This is a genomic window from Halovulum marinum (assembly GCF_009697225.1).
In the GTDB taxonomy this organism is placed as follows: Bacteria; Pseudomonadota; Alphaproteobacteria; order Rhodobacterales; family Rhodobacteraceae; genus Halovulum; species Halovulum marinum.
In genome coordinates this window covers 54194-76157 of record NZ_WIND01000006.1, presented here as the reverse complement: position 1 = coordinate 76157, position 21964 = coordinate 54194, and the positions used below count along the sequence as shown (strand labels likewise).

At 73.1% G+C, this 21964-nt stretch carries 19 protein-coding genes; 6 read left to right on the top strand and 13 right to left on the bottom strand.

Annotated features, from left to right (window positions below; translation table 11 throughout):
- Nucleotide 1 precedes the first annotated feature (1 nt).
- The gene (locus tag GE300_RS09965) at nt 2-865 is read left to right on the top strand and encodes an LpxI family protein (RefSeq protein ID WP_154446411.1); all 864 of its coding nucleotides are present in this window, start codon (nt 2-4) and stop codon (nt 863-865) included.
- Nucleotides 862-2043, top strand: a complete 1182-nt coding sequence (lpxB, locus tag GE300_RS09960) for a lipid-A-disaccharide synthase (protein WP_325063185.1) — start codon at nt 862-864, stop codon at nt 2041-2043. Before GE300_RS09965 ends, lpxB begins: the two co-directional genes overlap by 4 nt.
- Here the strand turns inward: lpxB and GE300_RS09955 are convergent.
- The 3 genes from GE300_RS09955 to gltX form a co-directional block, all read right to left on the bottom strand.
- A complete protein-coding gene (locus GE300_RS09955; RefSeq protein WP_154446410.1) occupies nt 2033-2503 on the bottom strand; it encodes a YbaK/EbsC family protein in 471 nt (156 codons plus the stop codon). The genes lpxB and GE300_RS09955 overlap by 11 nt on opposite strands.
- A 42-nt stretch (nt 2504-2545) precedes the next feature.
- A complete protein-coding gene (gene gltA / locus GE300_RS09950; RefSeq protein ID WP_154446409.1) occupies nt 2546-3844 on the bottom strand; it encodes a citrate synthase in 1299 nt (432 codons plus the stop codon).
- 70 nt (nt 3845-3914) lie between these two features.
- Nucleotides 3915-5315: a glutamate--tRNA ligase gene (gene gltX, locus GE300_RS09945; protein ID WP_154446408.1), complete on the bottom strand. Its 1401-nt coding sequence runs from the start codon at nt 5313-5315 to the stop codon at nt 3915-3917.
- 76 nt (nt 5316-5391) lie between these two features.
- Between gltX and GE300_RS09940 the strand changes: the two genes are divergently transcribed.
- Complete coding sequence (locus GE300_RS09940) at nt 5392-7449, top strand: ComEC/Rec2 family competence protein (RefSeq protein ID WP_154446407.1); 2058 nt, start codon at nt 5392-5394, stop codon at nt 7447-7449.
- A 129-nt stretch (nt 7450-7578) separates the two neighbouring features.
- Here GE300_RS09940 and lexA read toward each other — a convergent pair whose 3' ends face one another.
- The 7 genes from lexA to GE300_RS09905 all read right to left on the bottom strand — a co-directional run bounded on the left by lexA (nt 7579) and on the right by GE300_RS09905 (nt 13111).
- The gene (gene lexA / locus GE300_RS09935; RefSeq protein ID WP_154446406.1) at nt 7579-8259 is read right to left on the bottom strand and encodes a transcriptional repressor LexA; all 681 of its coding nucleotides are present in this window, start codon (nt 8257-8259) and stop codon (nt 7579-7581) included.
- Between the two features lie 129 nt (nt 8260-8388).
- Nucleotides 8389-9573 (bottom strand): molybdopterin molybdotransferase MoeA, encoded by a 1185-nt coding sequence (locus tag GE300_RS09930; RefSeq protein WP_154446405.1) that lies wholly within the window; start codon nt 9571-9573, stop codon nt 8389-8391.
- Nucleotides 9570-10055 carry a cyclic pyranopterin monophosphate synthase MoaC gene (moaC, locus tag GE300_RS09925; RefSeq protein ID WP_154446404.1) on the bottom strand — a complete coding sequence of 162 codons (486 nt, stop codon included), beginning with the start codon at nt 10053-10055 and terminating at the stop codon, nt 9570-9572. The genes GE300_RS09930 and moaC overlap by 4 nt, the downstream gene beginning before the upstream one ends.
- Complete coding sequence (gene trpC / locus GE300_RS09920; RefSeq protein WP_154446403.1) at nt 10052-10861, bottom strand: indole-3-glycerol phosphate synthase TrpC; 810 nt, start codon at nt 10859-10861, stop codon at nt 10052-10054. Before trpC ends, moaC begins: the two co-directional genes overlap by 4 nt.
- Nucleotides 10858-11520: a uracil-DNA glycosylase gene (locus tag GE300_RS09915; RefSeq protein WP_154446402.1), complete on the bottom strand. Its 663-nt coding sequence runs from the start codon at nt 11518-11520 to the stop codon at nt 10858-10860. Before GE300_RS09915 ends, trpC begins: the two co-directional genes overlap by 4 nt.
- Complete coding sequence (gene trpD / locus GE300_RS09910; protein WP_154446401.1) at nt 11517-12533, bottom strand: anthranilate phosphoribosyltransferase; 1017 nt, start codon at nt 12531-12533, stop codon at nt 11517-11519. Before trpD ends, GE300_RS09915 begins: the two co-directional genes overlap by 4 nt.
- Complete coding sequence (locus GE300_RS09905) at nt 12530-13111, bottom strand: anthranilate synthase component II (RefSeq protein WP_154446400.1); 582 nt, start codon at nt 13109-13111, stop codon at nt 12530-12532. The genes trpD and GE300_RS09905 overlap by 4 nt, the downstream gene beginning before the upstream one ends.
- A 238-nt stretch (nt 13112-13349) precedes the next feature.
- On the opposite strand from GE300_RS09905, the gene GE300_RS09900 reads away from it, so the two are divergent.
- Together GE300_RS09900 and GE300_RS09895 are read left to right on the top strand one after the other, a co-directional pair.
- Nucleotides 13350-14783, top strand: coding sequence for a divergent polysaccharide deacetylase family protein (locus tag GE300_RS09900; protein WP_154446399.1), 1434 nt, complete (start codon nt 13350-13352; stop codon nt 14781-14783).
- 84 nt (nt 14784-14867) lie between these two features.
- On the top strand, nt 14868-15245 hold the full coding sequence (locus GE300_RS09895) for a hypothetical protein (RefSeq protein ID WP_154446398.1): 378 nt from the start codon (nt 14868-14870) through the stop codon (nt 15243-15245).
- Nucleotides 15246-15305: 60 nt separating this feature from the next.
- On the opposite strand, the gene trpE is transcribed toward GE300_RS09895, so the two are convergent.
- From trpE to GE300_RS09880, 3 genes are all read right to left on the bottom strand, one after another.
- Nucleotides 15306-16820, bottom strand: a complete 1515-nt coding sequence (gene trpE / locus GE300_RS09890; RefSeq protein ID WP_154446397.1) for an anthranilate synthase component I — start codon at nt 16818-16820, stop codon at nt 15306-15308.
- A 55-nt stretch (nt 16821-16875) separates the two neighbouring features.
- The gene (locus tag GE300_RS09885) at nt 16876-18762 is read right to left on the bottom strand and encodes a peptidyl-prolyl cis-trans isomerase (RefSeq protein ID WP_154446396.1); all 1887 of its coding nucleotides are present in this window, start codon (nt 18760-18762) and stop codon (nt 16876-16878) included.
- A gap of 81 nt (nt 18763-18843) precedes the next feature.
- Nucleotides 18844-20028, bottom strand: a complete 1185-nt coding sequence (locus tag GE300_RS09880) for an aminotransferase (RefSeq protein ID WP_154446395.1) — start codon at nt 20026-20028, stop codon at nt 18844-18846.
- 104 nt (nt 20029-20132) lie between these two features.
- On the opposite strand from GE300_RS09880, the gene GE300_RS09875 reads away from it, so the two are divergent.
- Nucleotides 20133-21953, top strand: coding sequence for an ABC-F family ATP-binding cassette domain-containing protein (locus GE300_RS09875; protein WP_154446394.1), 1821 nt, complete (start codon nt 20133-20135; stop codon nt 21951-21953).
- Nucleotides 21954-21964 lie beyond the last annotated feature (11 nt).

The following is a 21964-nucleotide window of genomic DNA, read 5'->3' as shown; positions in this document are numbered from 1 at the left end:
CATGCCCGCCTCCCCGGTCCGAAAGCCCGATCCCGCGGGCGCCCTGGCCATCGTCGCCGGCACCGGAGAGCTGCCGCGGATGCTGGCCGAGGAATGCCGCCGCCGCAAGCGCCCCTATCTGGTCGTGATCTTCGAGGGCATCCGCCTGTCCTGGGCCGAGGAGCACCCGGTGGTCCCGGCGGTGTTCGAGAAGCCCGGCAAGCTGTTCGCGGCGCTGCGCCGCGCCGGCTGCACCCAGGTCACCTTCGCCGGCGGCGTGCGGCGGCCGCGGCTCAGCCCGATGCGCTTCGATCTCAAGGCGATCCGGCTGGCGCCGCTGCTGTTCCGGGCGATGCGCTCGGGCGACGACACCGCGCTGCGCATCGTCTCGGAGATCTTCGAGGCCGAGGGGCTGAGCATCGTCGGCGCGCACCGGCTGCTGTCGCACCTGATCGCCCGCCCCGGCGTGCTGACCCGGACCCAGCCCTCGGATGCCGACCGCCAGGACGCGGCGCGCGCCGCCGCCATCGTGCAGGCGCTGGGGCAGGTCGACGTCGGCCAGGGCGCGGTGGTGGCGCAGGGCATCTGCCTGGCCACCGAGAGCATCCAGGGCACCGACGCGATGCTGGATTTCGTCGCCCGCACCGGCGCGCCGTTCCGCCCCGATCCCGAGGGCGCCAACGGCGTGCTGCTGAAGGCGCCGAAACCCGGCCAGGACTGGCGCACTGACCTGCCGGCGATCGGCCCGCAGACTGTCGCCGCGGCCCATGCCGCGGGGCTGGCGGGGGTGGTGGTGCAGGCCGGCGGCGTGCTGATCCTGGGCGAGGCCGAGACCATCGCCCGCGCCGACCAGCTGGGGCTGTTCCTGTGGGCGCGCGAGCCGTGAGCCCGCCGCACCTGTTCCTGATCGCGGGCGAGCCGTCGGGCGACCGGCTGGGCGCGGCGCTGATGGCGGGGCTGAAACGGCAGACCGGCGGCGATGTCCGGTTCACCGGCATCGGCGGGCCGCTGATGCAGGACGAGGGGCTGGACAGCCTGCTGCCGATGGACCGGCTGTCGGTGATGGGCCTGACCGAGGTTTTGCCGCGCCTGCCGGAACTGCTGCGCCTGATCCGCCGCACCGGCGCGGCGGTGGCCGAGGCGCGGCCCGACGCGCTGGTCACCATCGACAGCCCGGATTTCTGCCTGCGCGTGGCCGGACGCGCCCGCGCGGCGCTGCCCGGGCTGCGCACGGTGCACTATGTCGCGCCCTCGGTCTGGGCCTGGCGGCCGGGGCGCGCGGCGAAGATGGCGAAGGTCATCGACCATGTGCTGGCGCTGCTGCCGTTCGAGCCGCCGTACATGACCGCCGCCGGGATGAGCTGCGATTTCGTCGGCCACCCGGTGATCGAGACGCCGCCGGCGTCCCCGGCGGAAACCGCCGCGTTCCGCGCCGCGCACGGCATCGCGCCGGACGCGCCGCTGCTCTGCGTGCTGCCGGGCTCGCGCGCCGGCGAGGTGGCGCGGCACGGCGCGCTGTTCCGGCAGGTGCTGGAGCGGTTGGCGCCGAACCATCCGGGGATGCGGGTGGTGATCCCGACCGTCGCCGCGCGCGCCGCGGCGGTGGCCGGGCTGTTCTCCGGCGCGCCGGGCGATCCGGTGGTGCTGGACCCGGCCGCGCCGGGCGGCGCCGAGGCCGAGACCCGCAAGCGCCGCGCCTTCGCCGCCGCCGACGCGGCGCTGGCGGTGTCGGGCACGGTGTCGCTGGAACTGGCCCGCGCCGGCACACCGATGGTCGTCGCCTACCGCGCCAGCACGCTCAGCGCGTTCCTTGCCCGGCGGCTGGTGAAGGTGCGCTACGCGTCGCTGGTGAACATCCTGCAGGACCGGCCGATCATCCCCGAGTTCCTGTTCGAGGCCGCCACGCCGCGGGCGCTGACAGGCGCCACCGGCCGGCTGCTGGACGATCCCGAGGCGCGCGCGCGGCAGATCGACGGCTTCGACGCCGCGATGCGGGCGCTGGGGCAGGGCGGCGACAGCCCGGGCCTGCGCGCGGCCCGGTCGGTGCTGTCGGTCATCGTGTGAAGTCGGCCTCGGCCGCGCCGGTGGCCCGTTTCAGCACCGGCGGCGCGATCTCGAACACGTGGTGCGGCGTGCCGGCGGCGGCCCAGACCGTGGCGTAGGTCATCACCTTCGGGTCCAGCCAGGTGCGCAGCGGCGTGGCGTGCCCGAACGGCGAGACGCCGCCGATGGCGAAGCCGGTCACCGCGCGGATGCTGGCGGCGTCGGCCTTTTCCAGCGCCATCCCGGCGACGCGCGCGGCCTTGTCGATGCAGACATAATTGCCGCCCGCGGTCAGGAACAGCACATGCTCGCCGCTGTCCGGGCTGCGCAGCACGATCGACTTCACGATCTGGTCGGCGCTGGTGCCGACGGCGTCGGCGGCGGCCTGCGCGGTCAGCGTGCCCGCCTCCAGCCGCACCGGGGCGAGGGTCAGGCCGCGCGCCTCGGCGTCGGCCAGCACGCGGTTCAGTGACTTGCTCATGGGCGCGAAAGGGGGGCCGGCGCCGCCGCCGGCCCCTTCAGATCAGCGATTTTCCACCTCGACGTAGTCGCGCTCCGGCGCGCCGGTGTACAGCTGCCGCGGGCGGCCGATCTTCTGGCTGGGATCGGCGATCATCTCTTTCCACTGCGAGATCCAGCCGGCGGTGCGGGCCAGCGCGAAGATCGGCGTGAACATCGAGGTCGGGAAGCCCACCGCGTCGAGGATGATGCCCGAGTAGAAATCGACGTTCGGATACAGCTTCTTGTCGATGAAGTACTGGTCGGTCAGCGCGATCCGCTCCAGCTCCTGCGCGACCTGCAGGGTGGGGTTGTTCTCGACCCCCAGCAGCTCCAGCACCTCCTTGGCGCTTTCCTGCATCACCTTGGCGCGCGGGTCGTAGTTCTTGTAGACCCGGTGCCCGAAGCCCATCAGCCGGAACGGGTCGTTCTTGTCCTTGGCGCGGGCGATGTACTCGGGGATCTGGTCGACGGTGCCGATCTCGCGCAGCATCTCCAGCGCGGCCTGGTTGGCGCCGCCATGCGCCGGGCCCCACAGGCAGGCGACCCCGGCGGCGATGCAGGCGAACGGGTTGGCCTGGGACGAGCCGGCCAGCCGCACGGTCGAGGTCGAGGCGTTCTGCTCGTGATCCGCGTGCAGGGTGAAGATCCGGTCCATGGCGCGGGCCAGCGCCGGCTGCACCTTGTATTCCTCGCACGGCACCGAGAAGCACATGTGCAGGAAGTTCTCGGCGTAGTTCAGGTCGTTGCGCGGGTACACGAACGGCTGGCCGACGTGGTACTTGAACGCCCAGGCGCAGATCGTCGGCATCTTCGCGATCAGCCGGATGGTCGCGACCTCGCGCTGCCAGTCGTCGAAGATGTCGGTCGAGTCGTGATAGAAGGCCGACATCGCGCCGACCACGCCGCAGACCACCGCCATCGGGTGCGCGTCGCGCCGGAACCCGCGGTAGAAGTTGGTCATCTGCTCGTGCAGCATGGTGTGGCGGGTGACGCGGTTCTCGAAATCCTCCATCTGCGCGGCGCTCGGCAGCTCGCCGTAGATCAGCAGGTAGCAGACTTCCAGGAAGTGCGACTTCTCGGCCAGCTGGTCGATCGGGTAGCCGCGGTACAGCAGCTCGCCCTTCTCGCCGTCGATATAGGTGATCGCGCTTTCGCACGATGCGGTCGAGGTGAAGCCCGGGTCGTAGGTGAACACGTCGCCCTTCGCGTAGAGCTTGCGGATGTCGATCACGTCCGGCCCCAGGGTGGGGCTGGCCATCGGCAGTTCCAGGGTCTTGTCGCCGAATGTGAGGGTCGCCGTAGCGCCGATATCCTTGGCCATGGTGATGTCCTTGTTGCTGCGGGCGCCATGCCCGGGCGGGCGGCGCGAATTTCCCTGTAGTCCCGGCCGGTCAGCCGGCTGCATCCGCCAGGCGGGCCAGCGTCTCCTCCTTGCCGATCACGCCCATCACGTCGAACACGCTGGGAGAGACTGCGCGGCCGGTCAATGCCGCCCGCAGAGGTTGCGCCACCTTGCCAAGCTTCAGCCCTTCCTGGTCGGCGAAATCGCGGATTTCGGCCTCCAGGATGTGCTGCTCCCAGCTAGCATTTCGCAGGCGCTCAGTCAATCTGTGCAGCATACCACGGGATACCGTATCCAGCTGAGCGGCCGCTTTCTCGTCCGGCTCGAACGGGCGAGATCCCAGAATGAAATGCGCCATTTCAAGCAGTTCCGGAAGTGTCTTCGCGCGATCTCGCAGCCCGGCGCCGGCGGCGCGCAGTTGCTGCACCTGCGTCTCGTCGGGGGCGGGAACTTGCTGCGATGCAGCGAAGGCGCGGATCTCGGCGACCATCTCGTCGTCGCTCATCGCCCGGATGTGCTGCCCGGACAGATTCTCCAGCTTCTTGAAGTCGAATCGCGCCGGCGACCTGCCGATCTGCTCCAGCGAGAACCACTCGATCGCCTGCGCGTCGGTGAAGAACTCGTCGTCGCCATGGCTCCAGCCCAGCCGCGCCAGGTAGTTGCGCATCGCCCGCGCCGGGTAGCCCATGTCGCGGTACGCATCGACCCCCAGCGCGCCGTGGCGCTTGGACAGCTTGGCGCCGTCGGGGCCGTGGATCAGCGGGATGTGCGCGAACACCGGCGTCGGCCAGCCGGCGGCCCGGTAGATCAGCGTCTGCCGCGCGGCGTTGGTCAGGTGGTCGTCGCCGCGGATCACATGGGTCACGCCCATGTCGTGATCGTCCACCACCACCGCCAGCATGTAGGTCGGGGTGCCGTCCGAGCGCAGCAGGATCAGGTCGTCCAGCGTCTCGTTCTTCCAGGTGACGGTGCCCTGCACCCGGTCCTCGACCACCGTCTCGCCGTCGCGGGGGGCCTTCAGGCGCACCACGCAGGGCACGCCCTCGGGGGCCGCGCCGCCGTCGCGCCAGGGCGAGCGGAACAGCGGCGGCCGGCCTGCGGCCTTCTCGGCCGCGCGGAAGGCGTCGATCTCGTCCTTGCTGGCATAGCAGCGATAGGCGGTGCCGTCGGCGACCATCTTCTGCGCCACCTCGGCGTGCCGGTCGGCACGCGACGCCTGGCTGACCGGATCGCCGTCCCAGTCCAGTCCCAGCCACGCCAGCCCGTCGAGGATCGCCTGCGTCGCCTCGGGGGTGGAGCGGGCGCGGTCGGTATCCTCGATCCGCAGCAGGAAGGTGCCGCCCCGGTTGCGGGCAAAAAGCCAGTTGAACAGCGCGGTGCGCGCGCCGCCGATGTGCAGGAAGCCGGTCGGGGACGGCGCGAACCGGGTGACAACCGCGTCAGAGCCCATGTGCTTAACCTCTTGGAAACCATGTCGGGGGAAGTGTTGCGCAACTGTCTAGGTCGTGAGACGAGGGGAAACAAGAGTGCGGCTGACCCGATGGCTCGCCGCCCAGGCCGAGGCGCAGCGGCACACCGGCCTGCTGTGGGCGCCGGTCGCCCTCGGCGCGGGCATCGCCGGCTATTTCTCGCTGCCGGCCGAGCCGCCCGCCGCGCTGGCCTGGGGGCTGGGCGCGCTGGCGCTGGCCGGCGCCGGCCTGTTGGCGGCGTTCCGCCGCGGCGGCCTGCCGATGCTGGCGATGCTGTGCCTGCTGGGCGGCGCGGTCGCGGCGCTGCACACCGGACGGCTGTCCGCGCCGGTGCTGGAGCGCACCCATTTCGGCCCGGTGGTGGGCCGCATCGTCGGCTTCGACCGCTCGCAGGGCAACCGGCTGCGGCTGCTGCTGGACCGGGTCCACCTGCCGGGGGTGGCGGCGGCGGACACGCCGGCGCGGGTGCGCGTGGTGCTGGGCGACGATCCCGACCCGCAGGTGGCGCGGCCCGGCGCGCGGGTGATGATGCGCGCCCGGCTGACGCCGCCGCCCGAGCCGGTCGAGCCCGGCGGTTTCGATTTCCGCCGCTGGGCCTGGTTCCTGCGCCTGGGCGCGATCGGCTACACCGCCGAGCCGGTGGTGCTGGCCGAGCCGCATCCCGGCGGGCTGGCGGGGGTGCCGCTTCTCAGCCTGCGGATGCGGCTGGCGGACGCGATCCGCGGCCAGATGCCGGCGCGCAGCGGCGGCTTCGCGGCGGCGATCCTGACCGGCGACCGCTCGACCGTCGATCCGCAGGACCTGGTCGGGCTGCGGGCCTCGAACCTGGCGCATCTGCTGGCGATCTCGGGGCTGCACATGGGGCTGCTGACCGGGGTGGTGTTCGCCTGCGTCCGGCTCGGGCTGGCGCTGCTGCCGGACGTGGCGCTGCGGCTGCCGGTCAAGAAGATCGCCGCCGTCGCCGCGCTGCTGGCCGGGGCCGGCTACCTGGCGCTGTCGGGCGCCAGCATCGCCACCCAGCGCGCCTTCATCATGGCGGCGGCGATCTTCGGCGCGGTGCTGGTGGACCGCCCGGCGCTGACCCTGCGCGCGGTGGCGCTGGCGGCGCTGGCGGTGCTGCTGTGGCGCCCGGTCAGCCTGCTCGGTCCGGGGTTCCAGATGTCGTTCGCCGCCACCACCGCGCTGATCGCGGTCTATGATGCGCTGCGCAGGGTCGGCTGGTGGCAGGCGCTGGCGCGCGGCGGCTGGCGCTGGGGCCGGGCGGTGGCGGCGCTGGTGCTGACCTCGGCGGTGGCGGGGCTGGCGACGGCGCCCTATTCGGCGTTCCACTTCAACCAGATGGCGCAGTACGGGCTGCTGGCCAACGTGCTGGCGGTGCCGGCGATGGGGCTGCTGGTGATGCCCGCCGCGCTGCTGGCGCTGCTGCTGTGGCCGCTGGGCCTGCAGGGGCTCGGCTTCGGGCTGATGGAGATCGGCATCGACCACATCCTGAACGTCGCCGGCTGGGTCGCCCGGCAGGAGGCGCCGATGACGCCGGTGCCCACCGGCCCGCCCTGGGTGCTGGGCGTGCTGACGCTGGGCGCGCTGATGCTGATCGCGCTGCGCGGCCCGCTGCGCGCGGCCGGGCCGGTGCTGGTCGCGGTGGCGCTGGCCGGCTGGGCGGCGTCCGAGCGGCCGCTGGTGCTGCTCGATCCCGAGGGCCGGCTGGTCGGCGTGCGGACCGTGGCGGGGCGGGCGCTCAGCCGCCCGCGCGGCGCCGGTTTCGCCGCCCAGGTCTGGCTGGAGAACGACGGTGACGCCGCCGACCAGACCGCCGCCGCCGGCCGCGCGCCGCCGGGTGCGCCCTGGCGGGTCGCGCTGCCGGACGGCGCCGCCGTTCTGCTGGTCGAGGACGAGACCGTGCCGCCGGCGCTGTGCGGCGCGGCGGTGCTGCTGATCGCGCCGCGCGCGAGCCGGCCGCCGGCGGCTCCGGCCTGCGCCTTCGTCGGCGCGGCGCAGCTGGCGCGGGGCGGGGCCCATGCCTGGCGCGCCGGCGCGCTGGCGGCGCCGGTGACCACCCGCGCGACCGAGGGCGCGCGCCCGTGGACGCGGCGCCCGGCCGCGGCGGCACGTTAGCGGTTGTCCAGTCAAGACGAAGCGGCCGGGGCGGACCCGGCCGGGGTCGCGGAAAACCGCTGGCGGCTGTCGGATCGGGGCCGGATCGGGGCCGGATCGGGGCAGGTGAGGCGGACCGGGCTGGCCGGATCAGTAGCTGCGGATCAGCCCGACCAGCTTGCCCTGCACCTGCACCTGGTCGGCGCGGTAGACGCGGGTCTCGAACGCCGGGTTCGCGGCCTCGAGCGCGATCGCCGCGCCCTTGCGGCGCAGCCGTTTCAGCGTCGCCTCCTGGCCCTCGACCAGGGCGACGACGATGTCGCCGTTCTCGGCCCGGTCCTGCTCGCGGATCACCACGATGTCGCCGTTGTTGATGCCGGCCTCGATCATCGAGTCGCCGCGCACCTCCAGCGCGAAATGCCGCGCCGAGCCGCTGATCATGCTGCCGGGCACCGCGGTGCGGTGCGATACCTGCTCGATCGCCGCGATCGGCGTGCCGGCGGCGATCCGGCCCATCACCGGCACCTCGACCACGTCGGGCCGCTCGCCGTCGGCCTCGGGCGCCTGCGCCGCCTCACGTGCGGCCTGCAGCGAGGTGACGTTGCCGCCGCCCATGCCGTCGGGCAGGCGGACGATCTCGATCGCGCGGGCGCGGTGCGCCAGGCGGCGGACGAAGCCGCGCTCCTCGAGCGCGGTGATCAGCCGGTGGATGCCGGACTTGGAGCGCAGGTCCAGCGCCTCCTTCATCTCGTCGAACGAGGGCGGCACCCCGTCGCGCTGGATGCGCTTGTGGATGAACGTCAGTAGATCGAGCTGTTTTCTGGTCAGCATCTGCCTCAACCCCGGTCTTCCGCCCGGAACGATTTCATCCGGTACGCGCTTCGTTCCTTGAGGTTCTACATGTGTTCCCGTTTTGTGTCAATTCCCGGCAGGAATTCGAATAAGCGCAACCGTTTTGTTCTATGGCAGCGGGACAACCTGCACGAGATCGCCGGCCGCGGCGGCCGGGGCATCGGCCGGCCGCACCGCCAGACAGTCGGCGGCCTGCAGCACATGCAGCAGCGCGCTGTCCTGGCGCTCGAACACGGTCACGCGCGGCCCGTCAGCGGTCTCCTCCAGCCGGGCGCGCATGTAGTGCTCGCGCGGGCCGTTGCGCCCGACCGGACCGGCCAGGCGCGCGGCGCGGGTCTCGGGGCCGGGCGGCAGCCCGAGCATTGTGCGGACCGCGGGCAGGACGAAGATCGCGCCGCAAACCATTGCCGAGACAGGGTTTCCCGGCAGTCCGATAAGCGTCGTGCCGCGCAGCGTCCCGGCCATCAGCGGCTTGCCCGGGCGCATCGCGACCTTGTAGAACCCCAGCTCCAGCCCCTGCGCCAGCGCCGTCGCGCGCACCAGGTCGTGATCCCCGACCGAGGCGCCGCCCAGGGTCACGATCAGGTCCGCGTCCGATGCCAGCTCGAGCAGCGCCGCAAGGCTCTCGGGCCGGTCGGCGGCGATCGGCAGCAGCCGCGGCACGGCGCCGGCGCGCGTCAGCATCGCCGCCAGGCCGAAATTGTTCGAGCTGACGATCTGGTCCGGCCCCGGCTCCGCGCCCGGCATCACCAGCTCGTCGCCGGTGGCGATCAGCGCCACCACCGGCCGGCGGCGCAGCGGCAGCGCGGCGTGGTTCATCGCCGCCAGCAGCGCGATGTCGGCGGGGCCCAGCGGGCCGCGGCCGGGAAAGACGTCGCCGGCGGCGAAATCGTCGCCCGCCGGGCGGATGTGGCGCTTCTCGTCGCGGCCGGCGCGCACGGTGATCCGATCGCCGTTCCGGTCGGCATCCTCCTGGATCAGCACGTCGTCGGCGCCTGCGGGCAGCGGCGCGCCGGTGAAGATGCGCACCGCCTGGCCCGCGCCCAGAACCCCGTCGAAGCGCGCGCCGGCGGCGCTTTCGCCGATCACCCGCAGCACCGCGCCGGGGCCGGCCTCGGCCCGGCGCACGGCGTAGCCGTCCATCGCCGAGGCGTCGAACGGCGGCTGCGTGCGCCGCGCGGCCACCGGCTCGGCCAGCACCCGGCCCAGCGCGCGCGCCAGCGGCACGGTCTCGGTGGGCAGCGGCGACAGCGGCGCGAGGATCCGGGCCCGCGCCTCGGCGACCGGGATCATGGCGCCTCGAACCTTCCCGAGGCGCCGCCATCCTTGAACACCAGCCGCGCGCCGGTGATCTCCATCCCCCGGTCCACCGCCTTGACCATGTCGTAGACGGTCAGCGCGGCGACGGTGGCGGCGGTCAGCGCCTCCATCTCGACGCCGGTCTGGCCCGAGGTCTTGACCGTGGCCGAGATCTCGATCCGCGGCGGGGCTTCGGCCGGGGTCAGCTCCAGCGTCACCTTCGACAGCGCCAGCGGGTGACACAGCGGGATCAGATCGTGCGTCTTCTTCGCCGCCATGATCCCCGCCAGCCGCGCCACCGCCAGCACGTCGCCCTTCTTCGCGCGGCCCTCGCGGATCAGCGCCAGCGTCTCGGGCTGCATGTTGATCTGCGCCACGGCGGTGGCGGTGCGCGCGGTGACGGGCTTTTCCGACACGTCGACCATCTGCGCCGCGCCGGCCTCGTCGAAATGGGTCAGCTTGCCGGGCGCCTTCATCGCACGGCCTCGGGCGCGCCGGCCAGCAGGGCGCGCGTCGCCGCCGCCACGTCGTCCTGCCGCATCAGGCTTTCGCCGATCAGGAAGCTGCGCACGTCCGCCGCGGCCATGCGCGACAGGTCGGCGGGGGTGAACAGGCCGCTTTCCGAGATCACCAGCCGGTCGCCCGGCACCCGCGGCGCCAGATCGAGCGTCGTCTGAAGCGAGGTCTCGAAGGTCTTGAGATTGCGGTTGTTTATTCCGATCAACGGCGATTTCAGCCGCAGCGCCCGGTCGAGTTCCGCGCCGTCGTGCACCTCCAGCAGCGCGGCCATGCCCCAGGCCTGCGCCGCGTCCTCCAGCTCCGCCGCCTGCGCGTCCGAGACCGAGGCGAGGATGATCAGGATGCAGTCCGCGCCCCAGGCCCGCGCTTCGGCCACCTGGTACGGGTCGTACATGAAATCCTTGCGCAGGATCGGCAGGTCGGCCGCCGCCCGCGCCGCGCGCAGGTAGTCCGGGCTGCCCTGGAACGATGGCGTGTCGGTCAGCACCGACAGGCACGTCGCACCGCCCGCCTGGTAGGCCCGCGCCAGCGCCGGCGGGTCGAAATCGGCCCGGATCAGTCCCCTGGAGGGCGACGCCTTCTTGATCTCGGCGATCAGCCCGTAGCCCGCGGCCTGCGCGCGGCGCAGCGCGCCGGCGAAGTCGCGCGGCGCGGGCGCGGCCCTGGCGTCGGCCTCGACGCCGGCGACGGGGCGCGCGACCTTGGCGGCGGCGATCTCTTCCAGCTTGTAGGCCTTGATGCGGTCCAGCACGGTCTGCGTCATGTATCCTCCGTTCCCGCCCAGCTTATCGCGGGTTCGCCGCGGCTTTCCAACCAGGAATTCACCCGGCTGAACGGCCGCGAGCCGAAGAATCCGCGCCGCGCCGACAGCGGCGAGGGGTGCGCGGTCTCGATCTTCAGGTGCCGCGCCGGATCGATCCCCGCGGCCAGCTTCTGCGCCGGGCGCCCCCACAGCAGGAACGCCCGCGGCCGGTCGTCCAGCGCCGCCAGAACCTCGTGCGCCAGCCGGTCCCAGCCCAGCGACATGTGCCCGCCCGCCGCGCCCGGCGGCACGGTCAGCGCGGCGTTCAGCAGCAGCACCCCCTGGCGCGCCCAGGGCCGCAGGTCGCCGGTCGGCGGGCAGGCGCCAAGATCGTCCTGCATCTCCTTGAAGATGTTGGACAAGGACCGGGGCAGGGGCTGTACCTCGGGCGCCACCGAGAACGCCAGCCCGTGGGCGTGGCCGGGCGTCGGGTACGGGTCCTGGCCCAGGATCACCGCGCGCACGTCCTGCGGCTGCGTCAGCTCCAGCGCGGCGAACACCTGGTGCGCCGGCGGCAGCATCGCGCCGCCGGCGTCCAGCCGTTGCACGATCCCCGGCAGCCGGTCGCGGAAGAACGCCAGCCCGCCCCAGCCGCCGAGCCGCGAGACGTCGAGGCTCATGCCCCCGAGGTGACGCGCGCCAGGCCCTCGACCTTGCCGCGCGCCGCGCCGCTGTCGATGCTCTCGGCGGCCCGCGCCGCGCCCTCGCGCAGGTCCGCCGCGACCCCGGCGATCACCAGCGCGGCCGCCGCGTTCAGCAGAACCGCGTCGCGATAGGCCGAGTGCTGTCCGCGCAGCAGCGCCTTCAGCGCGGCGGCGTTGTCGGCCGGCGTGCCGCCGAGGATGTCGGCGAACGGATGCACCGGCAGGCCGGCGTCCTCGGGGTGCACCTCGTGCATCGTCACCGCGCCGCCCTCCAGCGCCGCGACCGCAGTCGGGCCGCAGATGGTGATCTCGTCGGTGCCGTCCGAGCCGTGCACCACCCAGGCGCGCTCGCAGCCCAGCGCGCCCAGGGTCTCGGCCATCGGCCGGATCACCGCCTGCGAGAACGCGCCGGTCAGCTGGCGCCTGACCCCGGCCGGGTTGGTCAGCGGGCCGAGGATGTTGAAGATCGTCCGCGTGCCCAGTTCCTGCCGCGAGGGCATGACGTGGCGCACCGCCGGGTGGTGCATCGGCGCCATCATGAAGGCGATGCCGACCTCGGCCAGCGCCCGCTCGACCACCTCGGGGCCGACCATGACGTCGATCCCCAGTTCGGTCAGCGCATCGGCGGCACCGGACTTGGAGCTCAGGTTCCGGTTCCCGTGCTTGGCGACGACGACGCCCGCACCGGCCACGACGAAGGCCGTCGCGGTCGAGATGTTCAGCGTCCCCTTGCCGTCGCCCCCGGTGCCGACGATGTCCATCGCGCCCTCGGGCGCCGCCACCGGCAGGCACTTGCGCCGCATCACGGCGGCGGCGGCGGCGTACTCGTCCACGGTTTCGCCGCGCACGCGCAGCGCCATCAACAACCCGCCGATCTGGCTGGGGGTCGCGTTGCCCTCCATCAGGATCTCGAAGGCGGTCTCGGCCTCGGCGCGGCTCAGCGGGCCGTCCGCGGCGCGGGCGATAAGGGGCTTCAGAGGATCGCTCATGCCGGCTCGGGCACCAGGTCGAGGAAGTTGCGCAGCAGGGCGTGGCCATGCTCCGAGGCGATCGACTCGGGGTGGAACTGCACCCCGTGCAGCGGCAGTTCGCGGTGGCTGAGGCCCATGATCGTGCCGTCGTCCAGTTCGGCGGTGACCCGCAGCACGTCCGGCAGCCCGTCGCGCGCCACCACCAGCGAATGATAGCGCGTGGCGCTGAACGGCGACGGCAGCCCGGCGAACACGCCGCCGCCCTGGTGGCGGATCAGCCCCGGCTTGCCGTGCACGATCTCGGAATGCCGCACCACGGACCCGCCGAACGCCTGGCCCAGGGTCTGGTGGCCCAGGCACACGCCCAGCAGCGGCGTGCGCGTCTCGGCCGCGGCCCGGGTCAGCGCCAGGCAGATCCCGGCCCGGTCCGGATCGCACGGGCCCGGCGACAGCACGATCCCCGACGGGCGCAGCGCCATCGCCGCCTGCACGTCCAGCGCGTCGTTGCGGTGTACCGCGACCTCGGCGCCCAGCCCGCCCAGGTAGTGCACCAGGTTGTAGGTAAAGCTGTCGTAGTTGTCGATCAGTAGCAGCATGCGCGCGCCTCGGAACCGGTGCCGGGCGCGCGAAAGGGCCGGCGGCCGGCGTTGCCGGTATACATGCGCGGGCGGTGGCGGCATGGTCAAGGGGCGTGCCATGATTTCGGCCCGATTGCCGGGTGTTCTCGGCCGCGGTATCCGCTAAAAGCGAAGCAAGCGGCAGGTGACCGGCCGCGCAGGGCAGGCAGACGTCAGCAAGGGGCCGGGGCAGTGCCGGCCGGAAGGGGACAGACAGATGATCAGGTTCTTGTTCGGTATCGTTCTGGGGCTGGTGGTGGCGGCGCTGGGGCTGTCCGGGGCGGCGGTGATGAACCCCCGGCCCGGCGGCCCGATCGCCACCGCGACCTCGGACGCGCCGGAGCCTGCACCCGAAGCCGAAGCGGAGCCCGAACCCGAACCGGAGACCGCACCGGAACCTGCCCCGGAACCCGCGTCCCGACCGGAACCCGCGCCGGAACCCGAGCCCGAGTCGCCCCCCGAGACGGAGCCCGAGACGGAGCCCGAGCCGGAGACGGAGCCCGAGCCGCAGCCCGAATCGCAGCCCGAATCGCAGCCCGAACCCGAGGATGCGACCGAGGCCGTGCCGGTGCCCGCCGAGGATCCGGCGCCCGCGACCTCGGTCGCGGCCGCCCCCGCCGCACCCGAGGCGCCCGCCACGGCGCCGCTGCCGGCACTGAGCGCCGCCGCCCCCGACACCGCCCTCGACACTGGCCGCGCGCCGGCCGCGGGCGGCGCCGGTCCGGCCCCCGGCCTGCCGGCGGACGGCGCGGTGACGCTGGGCGCCCCGGCGATCGAGACCGGCGCCAACGCCGGCATCGGCGGCGGCGGCGATGCCCGCCCGCCGCGCGCGCCGTCGCAGCCGACGCAGATCGCCTCGACCGCGCCGGGCGCGGACAGCGGCCCGGCAGTGAACACCGAAAGCGCCGCGGTGCCCGAGATCACCGGCAACGCCGCCGCCTCGTCGCTGATCCCCGGCGACGCGCTGACCGAGTTCGCCGCGCCGTTCGAGGGCGACGCGGGCAAGCCGCTGCTGGCGATCGTGCTGATCGACGCCGGCGAAAGCCCGTTCCTGCGCCCGGGCATGGCGGCGCTGAACGAACCGGTGACCTTCGGCGTCAGCGCCGATCTGCCCGACGCCGACCTGGTCGCCGGCCGCTACCGCGAATCCGGCTTCGAGGTCTCGGCGGTGGCGCCGGCCGAGGGCCCGCTCGCCCTGCAGGGCGGCACCGGCGCCGACGGCGTCGCCCGGACCCTGGCCGAGCTGTTCCGCAAGGTGCCCGCCGCCGCGACGCTGATGGACGCCATCGGCGGCCCGCTGCCGGACGATGCCGACCTGACCCGGCAGGTGGCCGAGGCACTGTCGGTGACCGGCCACGGGCTGCTGTCGCACCGTGGCGACGGGCTGACCGACGTGCCCGCCATCGCCGCCGCCGAGGGCGTGCCCAGCGAGGTGATCTTCCGGGTGATCGACGATCAGCCGGGCGCCGAGAACATCGCCCGGTCGCTGGACCGCGCGCTCGAGGACGCCGAGCGCACCGGCAGCGTGATCATCGTCGGCCACGTCCGCCAGGAAACCGTCGCCACGCTGTCGCAGTGGATGTTCGGCAACCGCCCGGCATCGGTGACCGTGGCCCCGGTCTCGGCGGTGCTGCAGCGCCAGGGCAGCTGATCCGGGCCGGGCGGGGCGCGCCGACCGCCCCGGCCCGGAGCTGCGCCGCCCGGACCGCCGCCGCGCGGACGGGGTACCGCCGACATGCCCGCTCTTCCCGATCTTCCGACCGTCGCCGCGGCGGTCTTCGTCGTGACCGTGGCGCCCGGCCCGGCGACACTCGCGGCCGCGACGGTGGCGATGTGCGCGGGGCGCGGCAACGGGCTGCGGTTCGGCGCCGGCCTCGCCGCGGGGCTGGCGGTCCGGGGCGTGCTCGCGGCCACCGGTCTGGGCGCGCTGCTGCAGGGCTCCGCCCACGCCGTTGCCGGCTCAGGATCGGTGGCCCGCAGGTGGATCGAGGGCCTGACCGCCGGGCTGTTCGCGGCGGCCGGGTTCGGGCTGCTGCGCTGGCGCGCTGGCGGGCGCGGCGGCGCGCGCAGATTGCGCCGTCAACGACGTCCTGGGATTCTGTTCTTCTTTTAAATCAGACGGTCAACGGGGTTTTCACGGTGAAATCCCGCGATTTTCAGCCTTCTTCGCGGCTCAGTTGCCGCCGCGCCGGGTCACGAACAGCCCGGCATCGGCGGCCGCGGCGCGCAGCGCCTTGGACTTGTTGACCGTCTCCTGGAATTCGGCCTCGGGGTCGCTGTCGTAGACCACGCCGCCGCCGGCCTGGATGTAGAGCGTGCCGTCCTTCACCACCCCGGTGCGCAGCGCGATGCAGATGTCCATGTCGCCGTTGGCCGAGAAATAGCCCACGCCGCCGCCGTAGACGCCGCGCTTGTGCACCTCCAACTCGTCGATGATCTGCATCGCGCGGATCTTCGGCGCACCGCTGACCGTGCCCGCCGGCAGCCCGGCCAGCAACGCCGACAGCGCGTCGTGGTCCTCGCGCAGCTCGCCCTCGACGTTCGAGACGATGTGCATCACATGGCTGTAGTGCTCGATGAGGAACTGCTCGTTCGGATCCACGCTGCCGATCTTCGCCACCCGGCCGACGTCGTTGCGGCCCAGGTCCAGCAGCATCAGGTGCTCGGCCATCTCCTTCGGATCGCCCAGCAGGTCGGCCTCGTAGGCGCGGTCCTGCTCGGGCGTGGCGCCGCGCGGCCGGGTTCCGGCGATCGGGCGGATGGTGACCTTGCGGTCCTTGACCCGCACCAGGATCTCGGGGCTGGCGCCGACGATCTGGAAGGGGCCGTGGTTGAAGAAGAACATGTAGGGCGAGGGGTTGGTCCGCCGCAGCGCCCGGTACAGCGAGAACGGCGGCAGGTCGAACGGCTGCGCCCAGCGCTGCGAGGGCACCACCTGGAAGATGTCGCCGGCGCGGATGTAGTCCTTCGCGGTCTCGACGATCCCGAGATAGGCGTCGTGCGCCATGTTCGAGACCGGCTCGGGCAGCGGGCCGCTGCCGACCGGGTCCAGGCTTTGCGCCGCGGCCGGGCGGTCCAGGTCGCGCACCGCGTCCATCACCCGCTCGGCCGCCTGGGCATAGGCGGCGCGGGCGCTCTGGCCGTCGGCCGCCCAGGCCGGGCTGACCACGGTGACCTCGCCTTTCACGCCGTCGACCACCGCGACCACCGTGGGCCGCAGCATCAGCGCGTCGGGCAGCTCCAGCGGGTCGGGGTTCGGCTCGGGCAGCCGCTCGACCAGCCGGATCATGTCGTAGCCGAGATAGCCGTAAAGCCCGGCGGCGATCGGCGGAATGCCCTCGGGCAGATCGATCCGGCTTTCGGCGATCAGCTTGCGCAGCGAGGTCAGCGGATCGTCGGCCTCGGGCGCGAAGCCGTCGGGATCGTAGCGCGCGGCGCGGTTGACCGAGGCCTGCGTGCCGTCGCAGCGCCAGATCAGGTCGGGCCGCATGCCGATCACCGAGTAGCGGCCACGCACCTCGCCGCCGGTGACCGATTCCAGCATGAAACTGTCGGGGCGGGCCTGCGCCAGCTTCAGCATCAGCGAGACCGGGGTCTCCAGGTCCGCGACCAGCCGGGTCCAGACCAGCTGGTTGCGGCCGGCGGCGTGCGCGGACTCGAAGGCCTCGAAGGCGGGTTGCAACTGCATCTGGGCTACCGGCTCACGGGTGCTGGGTCACGGGTACTGGATCACGGGTACTGGGTCACGGGTACTGGGCCAGCGTCTCGTCGATCAGCGTCTGGTTCACCGAGATCGGTTTGCCGTCGATCAGCATCCGCGCATAGGCGTCGAACAGATCCGACGACAGGGCCCCCTGCAGCTGCCGCTGCAGCGCCTCGCGCTGCTGCGCATAGCTGTCCGCGTCGGGGTCGGCGGCGGTCACGTCGGTGACCTGCACCAGATAGACGCTGCCCGGCTCGGCGATGACCGCCGAGTCGCCCTCGTCCAGCGCGAACACCTGCTGCAGCAGATCGGCCGGCAGGCCGGCCGCGGGCTCGTCCGCGCGGGTGAGCGGGCCGAACCGGGCGATGCCCAGACCGCTGTCGTCCGAGACCTTCGCCAGCGTCTGCCCCTCGTCCAGCAGCGCCTTCAGCTCCTCGGCGCGGGCGGTCAGCCGGGCCTGCACCTCGGCCTCGCGCCAGTCGGCCTCGACCTGCGCGCGCACCTCGTCCAGCGGGCGCAGCGCGGGCGGCTCGATGCGCTCGACCCGCAGCACCGCGATGCCGCCGCCGGACAGCTCGATCAGGTCGCGCGGCTCGCCCGGCTCGGCGGCGAACGCCTCGTCGCGGAACGCGGTGTCGCCGGCCAGGCCCTCGCCGGGCTGATCGGTCAGCCCGGTCTCGCCGAACTCCAGCGCGGTTTCCTCGGCGATCTCTTCCAGCGTCGCGCCGGCGGCCAGCAGGTCCTGCACCGGCTCGTACCACTCGGCGATGCCGTCCTGCGCCTTGGCCGCGGCCAGCTCGGCGCGCAGCTCGTCCCGGGCCTGCTCGAACGGCGTCTCGCGCGCCGCCAGGATCGCATTCACCCGGTAAAGCGCCGGGCCCAGGTCGCTGTCCACCGGCCCGACCACGCCCGGCCCGTCGGCGCCGAACACCGCCTCGCGCGCCTCGGCCGACAGCGCGCCGCGCCCGATCGCGCCCAGCGACAGATCGTCCGCGGTCAGGCCGCGCTGCTCGGCCAGCGCGTCGAAGCTGCTCTCGCCGGCGTCGATCGCCTCGCGCGCGGCCTGCGCGGCCTCGGCCGATTCGAAGGCGATCAGGTCGACGATCCGCCGCTCGGGCATCGAATAGCGATCGGACCGGGCGTCGTAGGCGGCGCGCAGCGCGTCCTCGGAGATCTCGACGGTGCCGGCCAGCATCGCCGGGGTCAGCGTGGCGTGGCTGACCACCCGCGTCTCGGGCCGCGTGTACAGTTCCTCGCGCGCCTCGTAGAACGCCTGCACCTGGGCGTCGGTGGGTGCGGGCACCGGCTGCTCCAGCGCGCGCGGCGACAGCTGCAGCGTGGCGAAGCTGCGGGATTCGTTCTGCCAGGCCAGCAGCGCGTCGGCCATCGCCGGCGGCATCGCCACGCCGCCGGCAACGGCGACCTCGACCAGCGCGCGCGACAGATCGGCGCGCACCTCCTCCTCGTAGTCCTTGGCGCTCAGCCCCTGGCGATCCAGGAAGAACTCGTAGGACTGCGCGTCGAACCCGTTCGCCAGGCCCTGGAACGCCGGGTTGTCGATCAGCGCATCGCGGACCATCTCGTCCGGCACCGACAGCCCGAGGTCATCGACCTCGCCGTCGAGCGCGGCGCGGGTCAGCATCTGCCCCAGCACCTGCTGGTCGAGCCCGAAGCTGCGGGCCTGTTGCATGGTGAACCGCTGCCCGGTGCGCTGCGCCAGGCTGTCGATCTGGCGCAGCAACTGGCGGACGTAATCCTCGCGCGCGACCTTTTCCGAGCCGACGGTGGCGACGTTCTGCGTCGACAGGCTAGAGACGGCGCCGCCCAGCCCGAGGCCGGTCAGGCCGACGATCAGCAGGCCCAGAAGCGCCCAGACGACGATCGAGGTTCCCTTGCCGCGGGTCGAGGATCTGAACCGGTTGAGCATGCCTTGTCCCTTGTCGCTGGGCGCGGGGGCGCGCCGGGTCCGGCCGGTTTTAGGCGGCGTGCGCCATGGCCGCAAGGGGCGTCAGGTGGCAAAGCCCCTCAGCCGCGCCGCCAGCGCGTCGATGCCGTCCGTATCGGCGTTCGCGAACGCGATCCGCAGCTGCCGCTCGGCGCTGCCGTCGCCGCCCGCGGACGCCTTCGGCGCGAACATCGTGCCGGGCAGCAGCAGCACCCCGGCCTCGGCCACCAGCCGCTGCGCGATCCGGTCCGAGGGCGCCTGCCACGGGTGCTCCAGATAGGCGAAATAGGCGCCCAGCCCCAGCAGCCGCCAGCCGTCGAGCCCGGCGAAGGCGCGGCGCACGGCGTCGCGGCGGCGCAGGATCTCGGCGCGCTCGGCGGCGACCCAGTCGCCCAGGTGCTGCAGCCCGAACAGCGCCGCGCGCTGGCCCAGCTGGTTCGGGCAGATGGTCATGGTGTCGAGGAACTTCTCGATCTCGGCCAGCCGCTCGGCGCCGCAGATCATCGCGCCGACCCGGTGTCCGGTCAGGCGGAACACCTTGGAGAACGAGTAGAGGTGGATCAGCACGTCCTGCCAGTCGCCCGCGAACAGCCCGTGCGGCGCGCCGTCGGCGGAATGGAAGTCGCGGTAGGTCTCGTCCAGGATCAGCGCGATGCCGTGCCGGCGGGCCAGATCGGCGAAGGCGGCGATCACCCCGGCGGGATACTCGGCGCCGGTCGGGTTGTTGGGCGTGACCAGCACGATCGCCTTCACCCGCGCGTCGATCAGACCCTCCGCGCGCTCGGGGTCCGGCACCATGCCGGCGTCGCAGGGCAGCAGCCGCGCCTCGACGCCGGCCATGTCCAGCCACATCTTGTGATTGAAGTACCACGGCGTCGGCAGGATCACCGCCTCGCCGGCATCGGCCAGCGAGGCGACGGCGGCGCAGAACGCCTGGTTGCAGCCGCTGGTGATGGCGACGTTGTCCGGCGCGATCCGGCCACGGTAGCGCGCCGCCCATTGCGCCGCGATCTCGGCGCGCAGCGCGGGCAGGCCCAGCACCGGGCCGTAGCCGTGCGCCGCCGCGTCGTGCAGCGCCGCATCGGCGATCGCCCGGCGCAACTCCTGCGGCGGCGGGTCCACCGGTGCGGCCTGGCTGACGTTGAGCAGCGGCAGGTCCGCGGGCAGCCGGGCGGCGGCGGCCCAGGCGCGGGCCTCCATCACCGGGGGCGGGAAGGCGGCGGCAAGCTGGCGTGATATCTTCGTCATCGGCGATCCTCGGGCTTCGCCCTGACTTACCCGGTTTCCGGCGCCGGGCGAAAGACCGATCGTGCCCGGTTGCAGCCGCCGCGGCCGGGCGGTAAGGGCAGGGCATGGCCGCACCTCCGCTTCTGACCCTTTCCGATCTCACGCTCGGCTTCGGCGGCACGCCGCTGCTGCAGGGCGCGTCGCTGACCGTCGCCCCGGGCGAGCGCCTGGGCCTGGTCGGGCGCAACGGCTCGGGCAAGTCGACGCTGCTGAAGATCATGGCCGGGCTGGTCGAGCCCGACGCCGGCCAGCGCTTCGTGCCGCCGGGCCGGGCGGTGGCCTACATGGAGCAGGACCCGGAATTCGGCGCCTTCGCCACGCTGGGCGACTTCGTGCGGCACGATTTCGACGCCGGCGAGGAATACCGCGCCGAGATCGCGATGGACGGGGTCAAGCTGGACGGCAGCCGCCCGGTCGCGGCGGCCTCGGGCGGCGAGCGGCGGCGCGCGGCGCTGGCGCGGATCATGGCCTCGGACGCGGACCTGCTGCTGCTGGACGAGCCGACCAACCACCTGGACATCGAGATGATCGCCTGGCTGGAGCGGGAGCTGTCCGAGACCCGCCGCGCGTTCGTGCTGATCTCGCACGACCGGGCGTTCCTGCGGGCGCTGACCCGGGCGATGCTGTGGGTCGACCGCGGCCAGGTGCGGCGGCTGGACCGGGGCTTCGACGCCTTCGAGGACTGGCGCGACAAGACCTACGAGGAAGAGGACGAGGCCCGGCACAAGCTGAACCGGCTGATCAAGGCCGAAAGCCGCTGGGCGGTCGAGGGCATCTCGGGGCGGCGCAAGCGCAACATGGGCCGGGTGCGGCGGCTGCAGGACATGCGCACGGCCCGCGCCTCCGAGATCCGCCGCGCCGGCACCGCGGATCTGGCGCTGGAGACCGGATCGAGGTCCGGCAAGCTGGTGGTCGAGGCCGAGGGCGTCTCGAAGCGGTTCGGCGAGCGGGTGATCGTGCGCGAGTTCGATCTGCGCATCCAGCGCGGCGACCGGGTCGCGCTGGTGGGGCCGAACGGCGTCGGCAAGACCAGCCTGCTGAACCTGCTGATCGGCAAGGATTGCCCCGACACGGGCCGGATCCGGCTGGGCACCAACCTGCAGATGGCGGTGTTCGACCAGAACCGGGCGCAGCTGGACCCGGACGTCTCGCTCTGGGACAGCCTGGCGCACGACCCCGAGCTGGGCGTGCGCGGCCGCAACGACCAGGTGATGGTGCGCGGCGCGCCGCGGCACGTCGTCGGCTATCTGAAGGACTTCCTGTTTTCCGAGGCGCAGGTGCGCAGCCCGGTGCGGGCGCTGTCGGGCGGCGAGAAGGCGCGGCTGCTGCTGGCGCGGATCCTGGCGAAGGAAAGCAATTTCCTGGTGCTGGACGAGCCGACCAACGATCTGGACGTCGAGACGCTGGACCTGCTGCAGGAGCTGATCGACGACTATGACGGCACCGTGCTGCTGGTCAGCCACGATCGCGATTTCCTGGACCGGGTGGCGACGCTGACCGTTCACATGGAGGGGCGGGGCCGGGCGACGGTCTACGCCGGCGGCTGGTCCGACATGCTGGCGCAGCGCGGCCCGCCGGAGCCGGTGGCGGAGGAGACGACGCCGCGCGCGAAACCGGCCGCCGCGCCGGCGCCGAAGCCGCGCCCGCGCGCAACCGGGCTGACCCAGCCGCAGCAGCACCGGCTGGCGCGGCTGCCCGCCGAGATCGAGCGGCTGGAGGCCGAGATCGCCAAGCTGGAGCAGTTCCTGTCCGATCCCGAGCTTTACACCCGCGCGCCGGCCAGGTTCGCCAAGGCGACCGAGGCGCTGGCCGAGCGGCAGGCGGCGCTGGCGGCGGCCGAGGAGGAATGGCTGGAGCTGGAGGCGCTGCGCGAGGCTTCGGGCTGAGGCCGGCCCGG

Excerpts from the sequence above, each read along its gene's own strand:
- GE300_RS09965 (WP_154446411.1), top strand. The coding sequence starts at position 2 with ATGCCCGCCTCCCCGGTCCGAAAGCCCGATCCCGCGGGCGCCCTGGCC.
- GE300_RS09955 (WP_154446410.1), bottom strand. The coding sequence starts at position 2,503 with ATGAGCAAGTCACTGAACCGCGTGCTGGCCGACGCCGAGGCGCGCGGC.
- gltA (WP_154446409.1), bottom strand. The coding sequence starts at position 3,844 with ATGGCCAAGGATATCGGCGCTACGGCGACCCTCACATTCGGCGACAAG.
- gltX (WP_154446408.1), bottom strand. The coding sequence starts at position 5,315 with ATGGGCTCTGACGCGGTTGTCACCCGGTTCGCGCCGTCCCCGACCGGC.
- lexA (WP_154446406.1), bottom strand. The coding sequence starts at position 8,259 with ATGCTGACCAGAAAACAGCTCGATCTACTGACGTTCATCCACAAGCGC.
- GE300_RS09930 (WP_154446405.1), bottom strand. The coding sequence starts at position 9,573 with ATGATCCCGGTCGCCGAGGCGCGGGCCCGGATCCTCGCGCCGCTGTCG.
- moaC (WP_154446404.1), bottom strand. The coding sequence starts at position 10,055 with ATGAAGGCGCCCGGCAAGCTGACCCATTTCGACGAGGCCGGCGCGGCG.
- trpC (WP_154446403.1), bottom strand. The coding sequence starts at position 10,861 with ATGACGCAGACCGTGCTGGACCGCATCAAGGCCTACAAGCTGGAAGAG.
- GE300_RS09915 (WP_154446402.1), bottom strand. The coding sequence starts at position 11,520 with ATGAGCCTCGACGTCTCGCGGCTCGGCGGCTGGGGCGGGCTGGCGTTC.
- trpD (WP_154446401.1), bottom strand. The coding sequence starts at position 12,533 with ATGAGCGATCCTCTGAAGCCCCTTATCGCCCGCGCCGCGGACGGCCCG.
- GE300_RS09905 (WP_154446400.1), bottom strand. The coding sequence starts at position 13,111 with ATGCTGCTACTGATCGACAACTACGACAGCTTTACCTACAACCTGGTG.
- GE300_RS09900 (WP_154446399.1), top strand. The coding sequence starts at position 13,350 with ATGATCAGGTTCTTGTTCGGTATCGTTCTGGGGCTGGTGGTGGCGGCG.
- GE300_RS09895 (WP_154446398.1), top strand. The coding sequence starts at position 14,868 with ATGCCCGCTCTTCCCGATCTTCCGACCGTCGCCGCGGCGGTCTTCGTC.
- trpE (WP_154446397.1), bottom strand. The coding sequence starts at position 16,820 with ATGCAGTTGCAACCCGCCTTCGAGGCCTTCGAGTCCGCGCACGCCGCC.
- GE300_RS09885 (WP_154446396.1), bottom strand. The coding sequence starts at position 18,762 with ATGCTCAACCGGTTCAGATCCTCGACCCGCGGCAAGGGAACCTCGATC.
- GE300_RS09880 (WP_154446395.1), bottom strand. The coding sequence starts at position 20,028 with ATGACGAAGATATCACGCCAGCTTGCCGCCGCCTTCCCGCCCCCGGTG.
- GE300_RS09875 (WP_154446394.1), top strand. The coding sequence starts at position 20,133 with ATGGCCGCACCTCCGCTTCTGACCCTTTCCGATCTCACGCTCGGCTTC.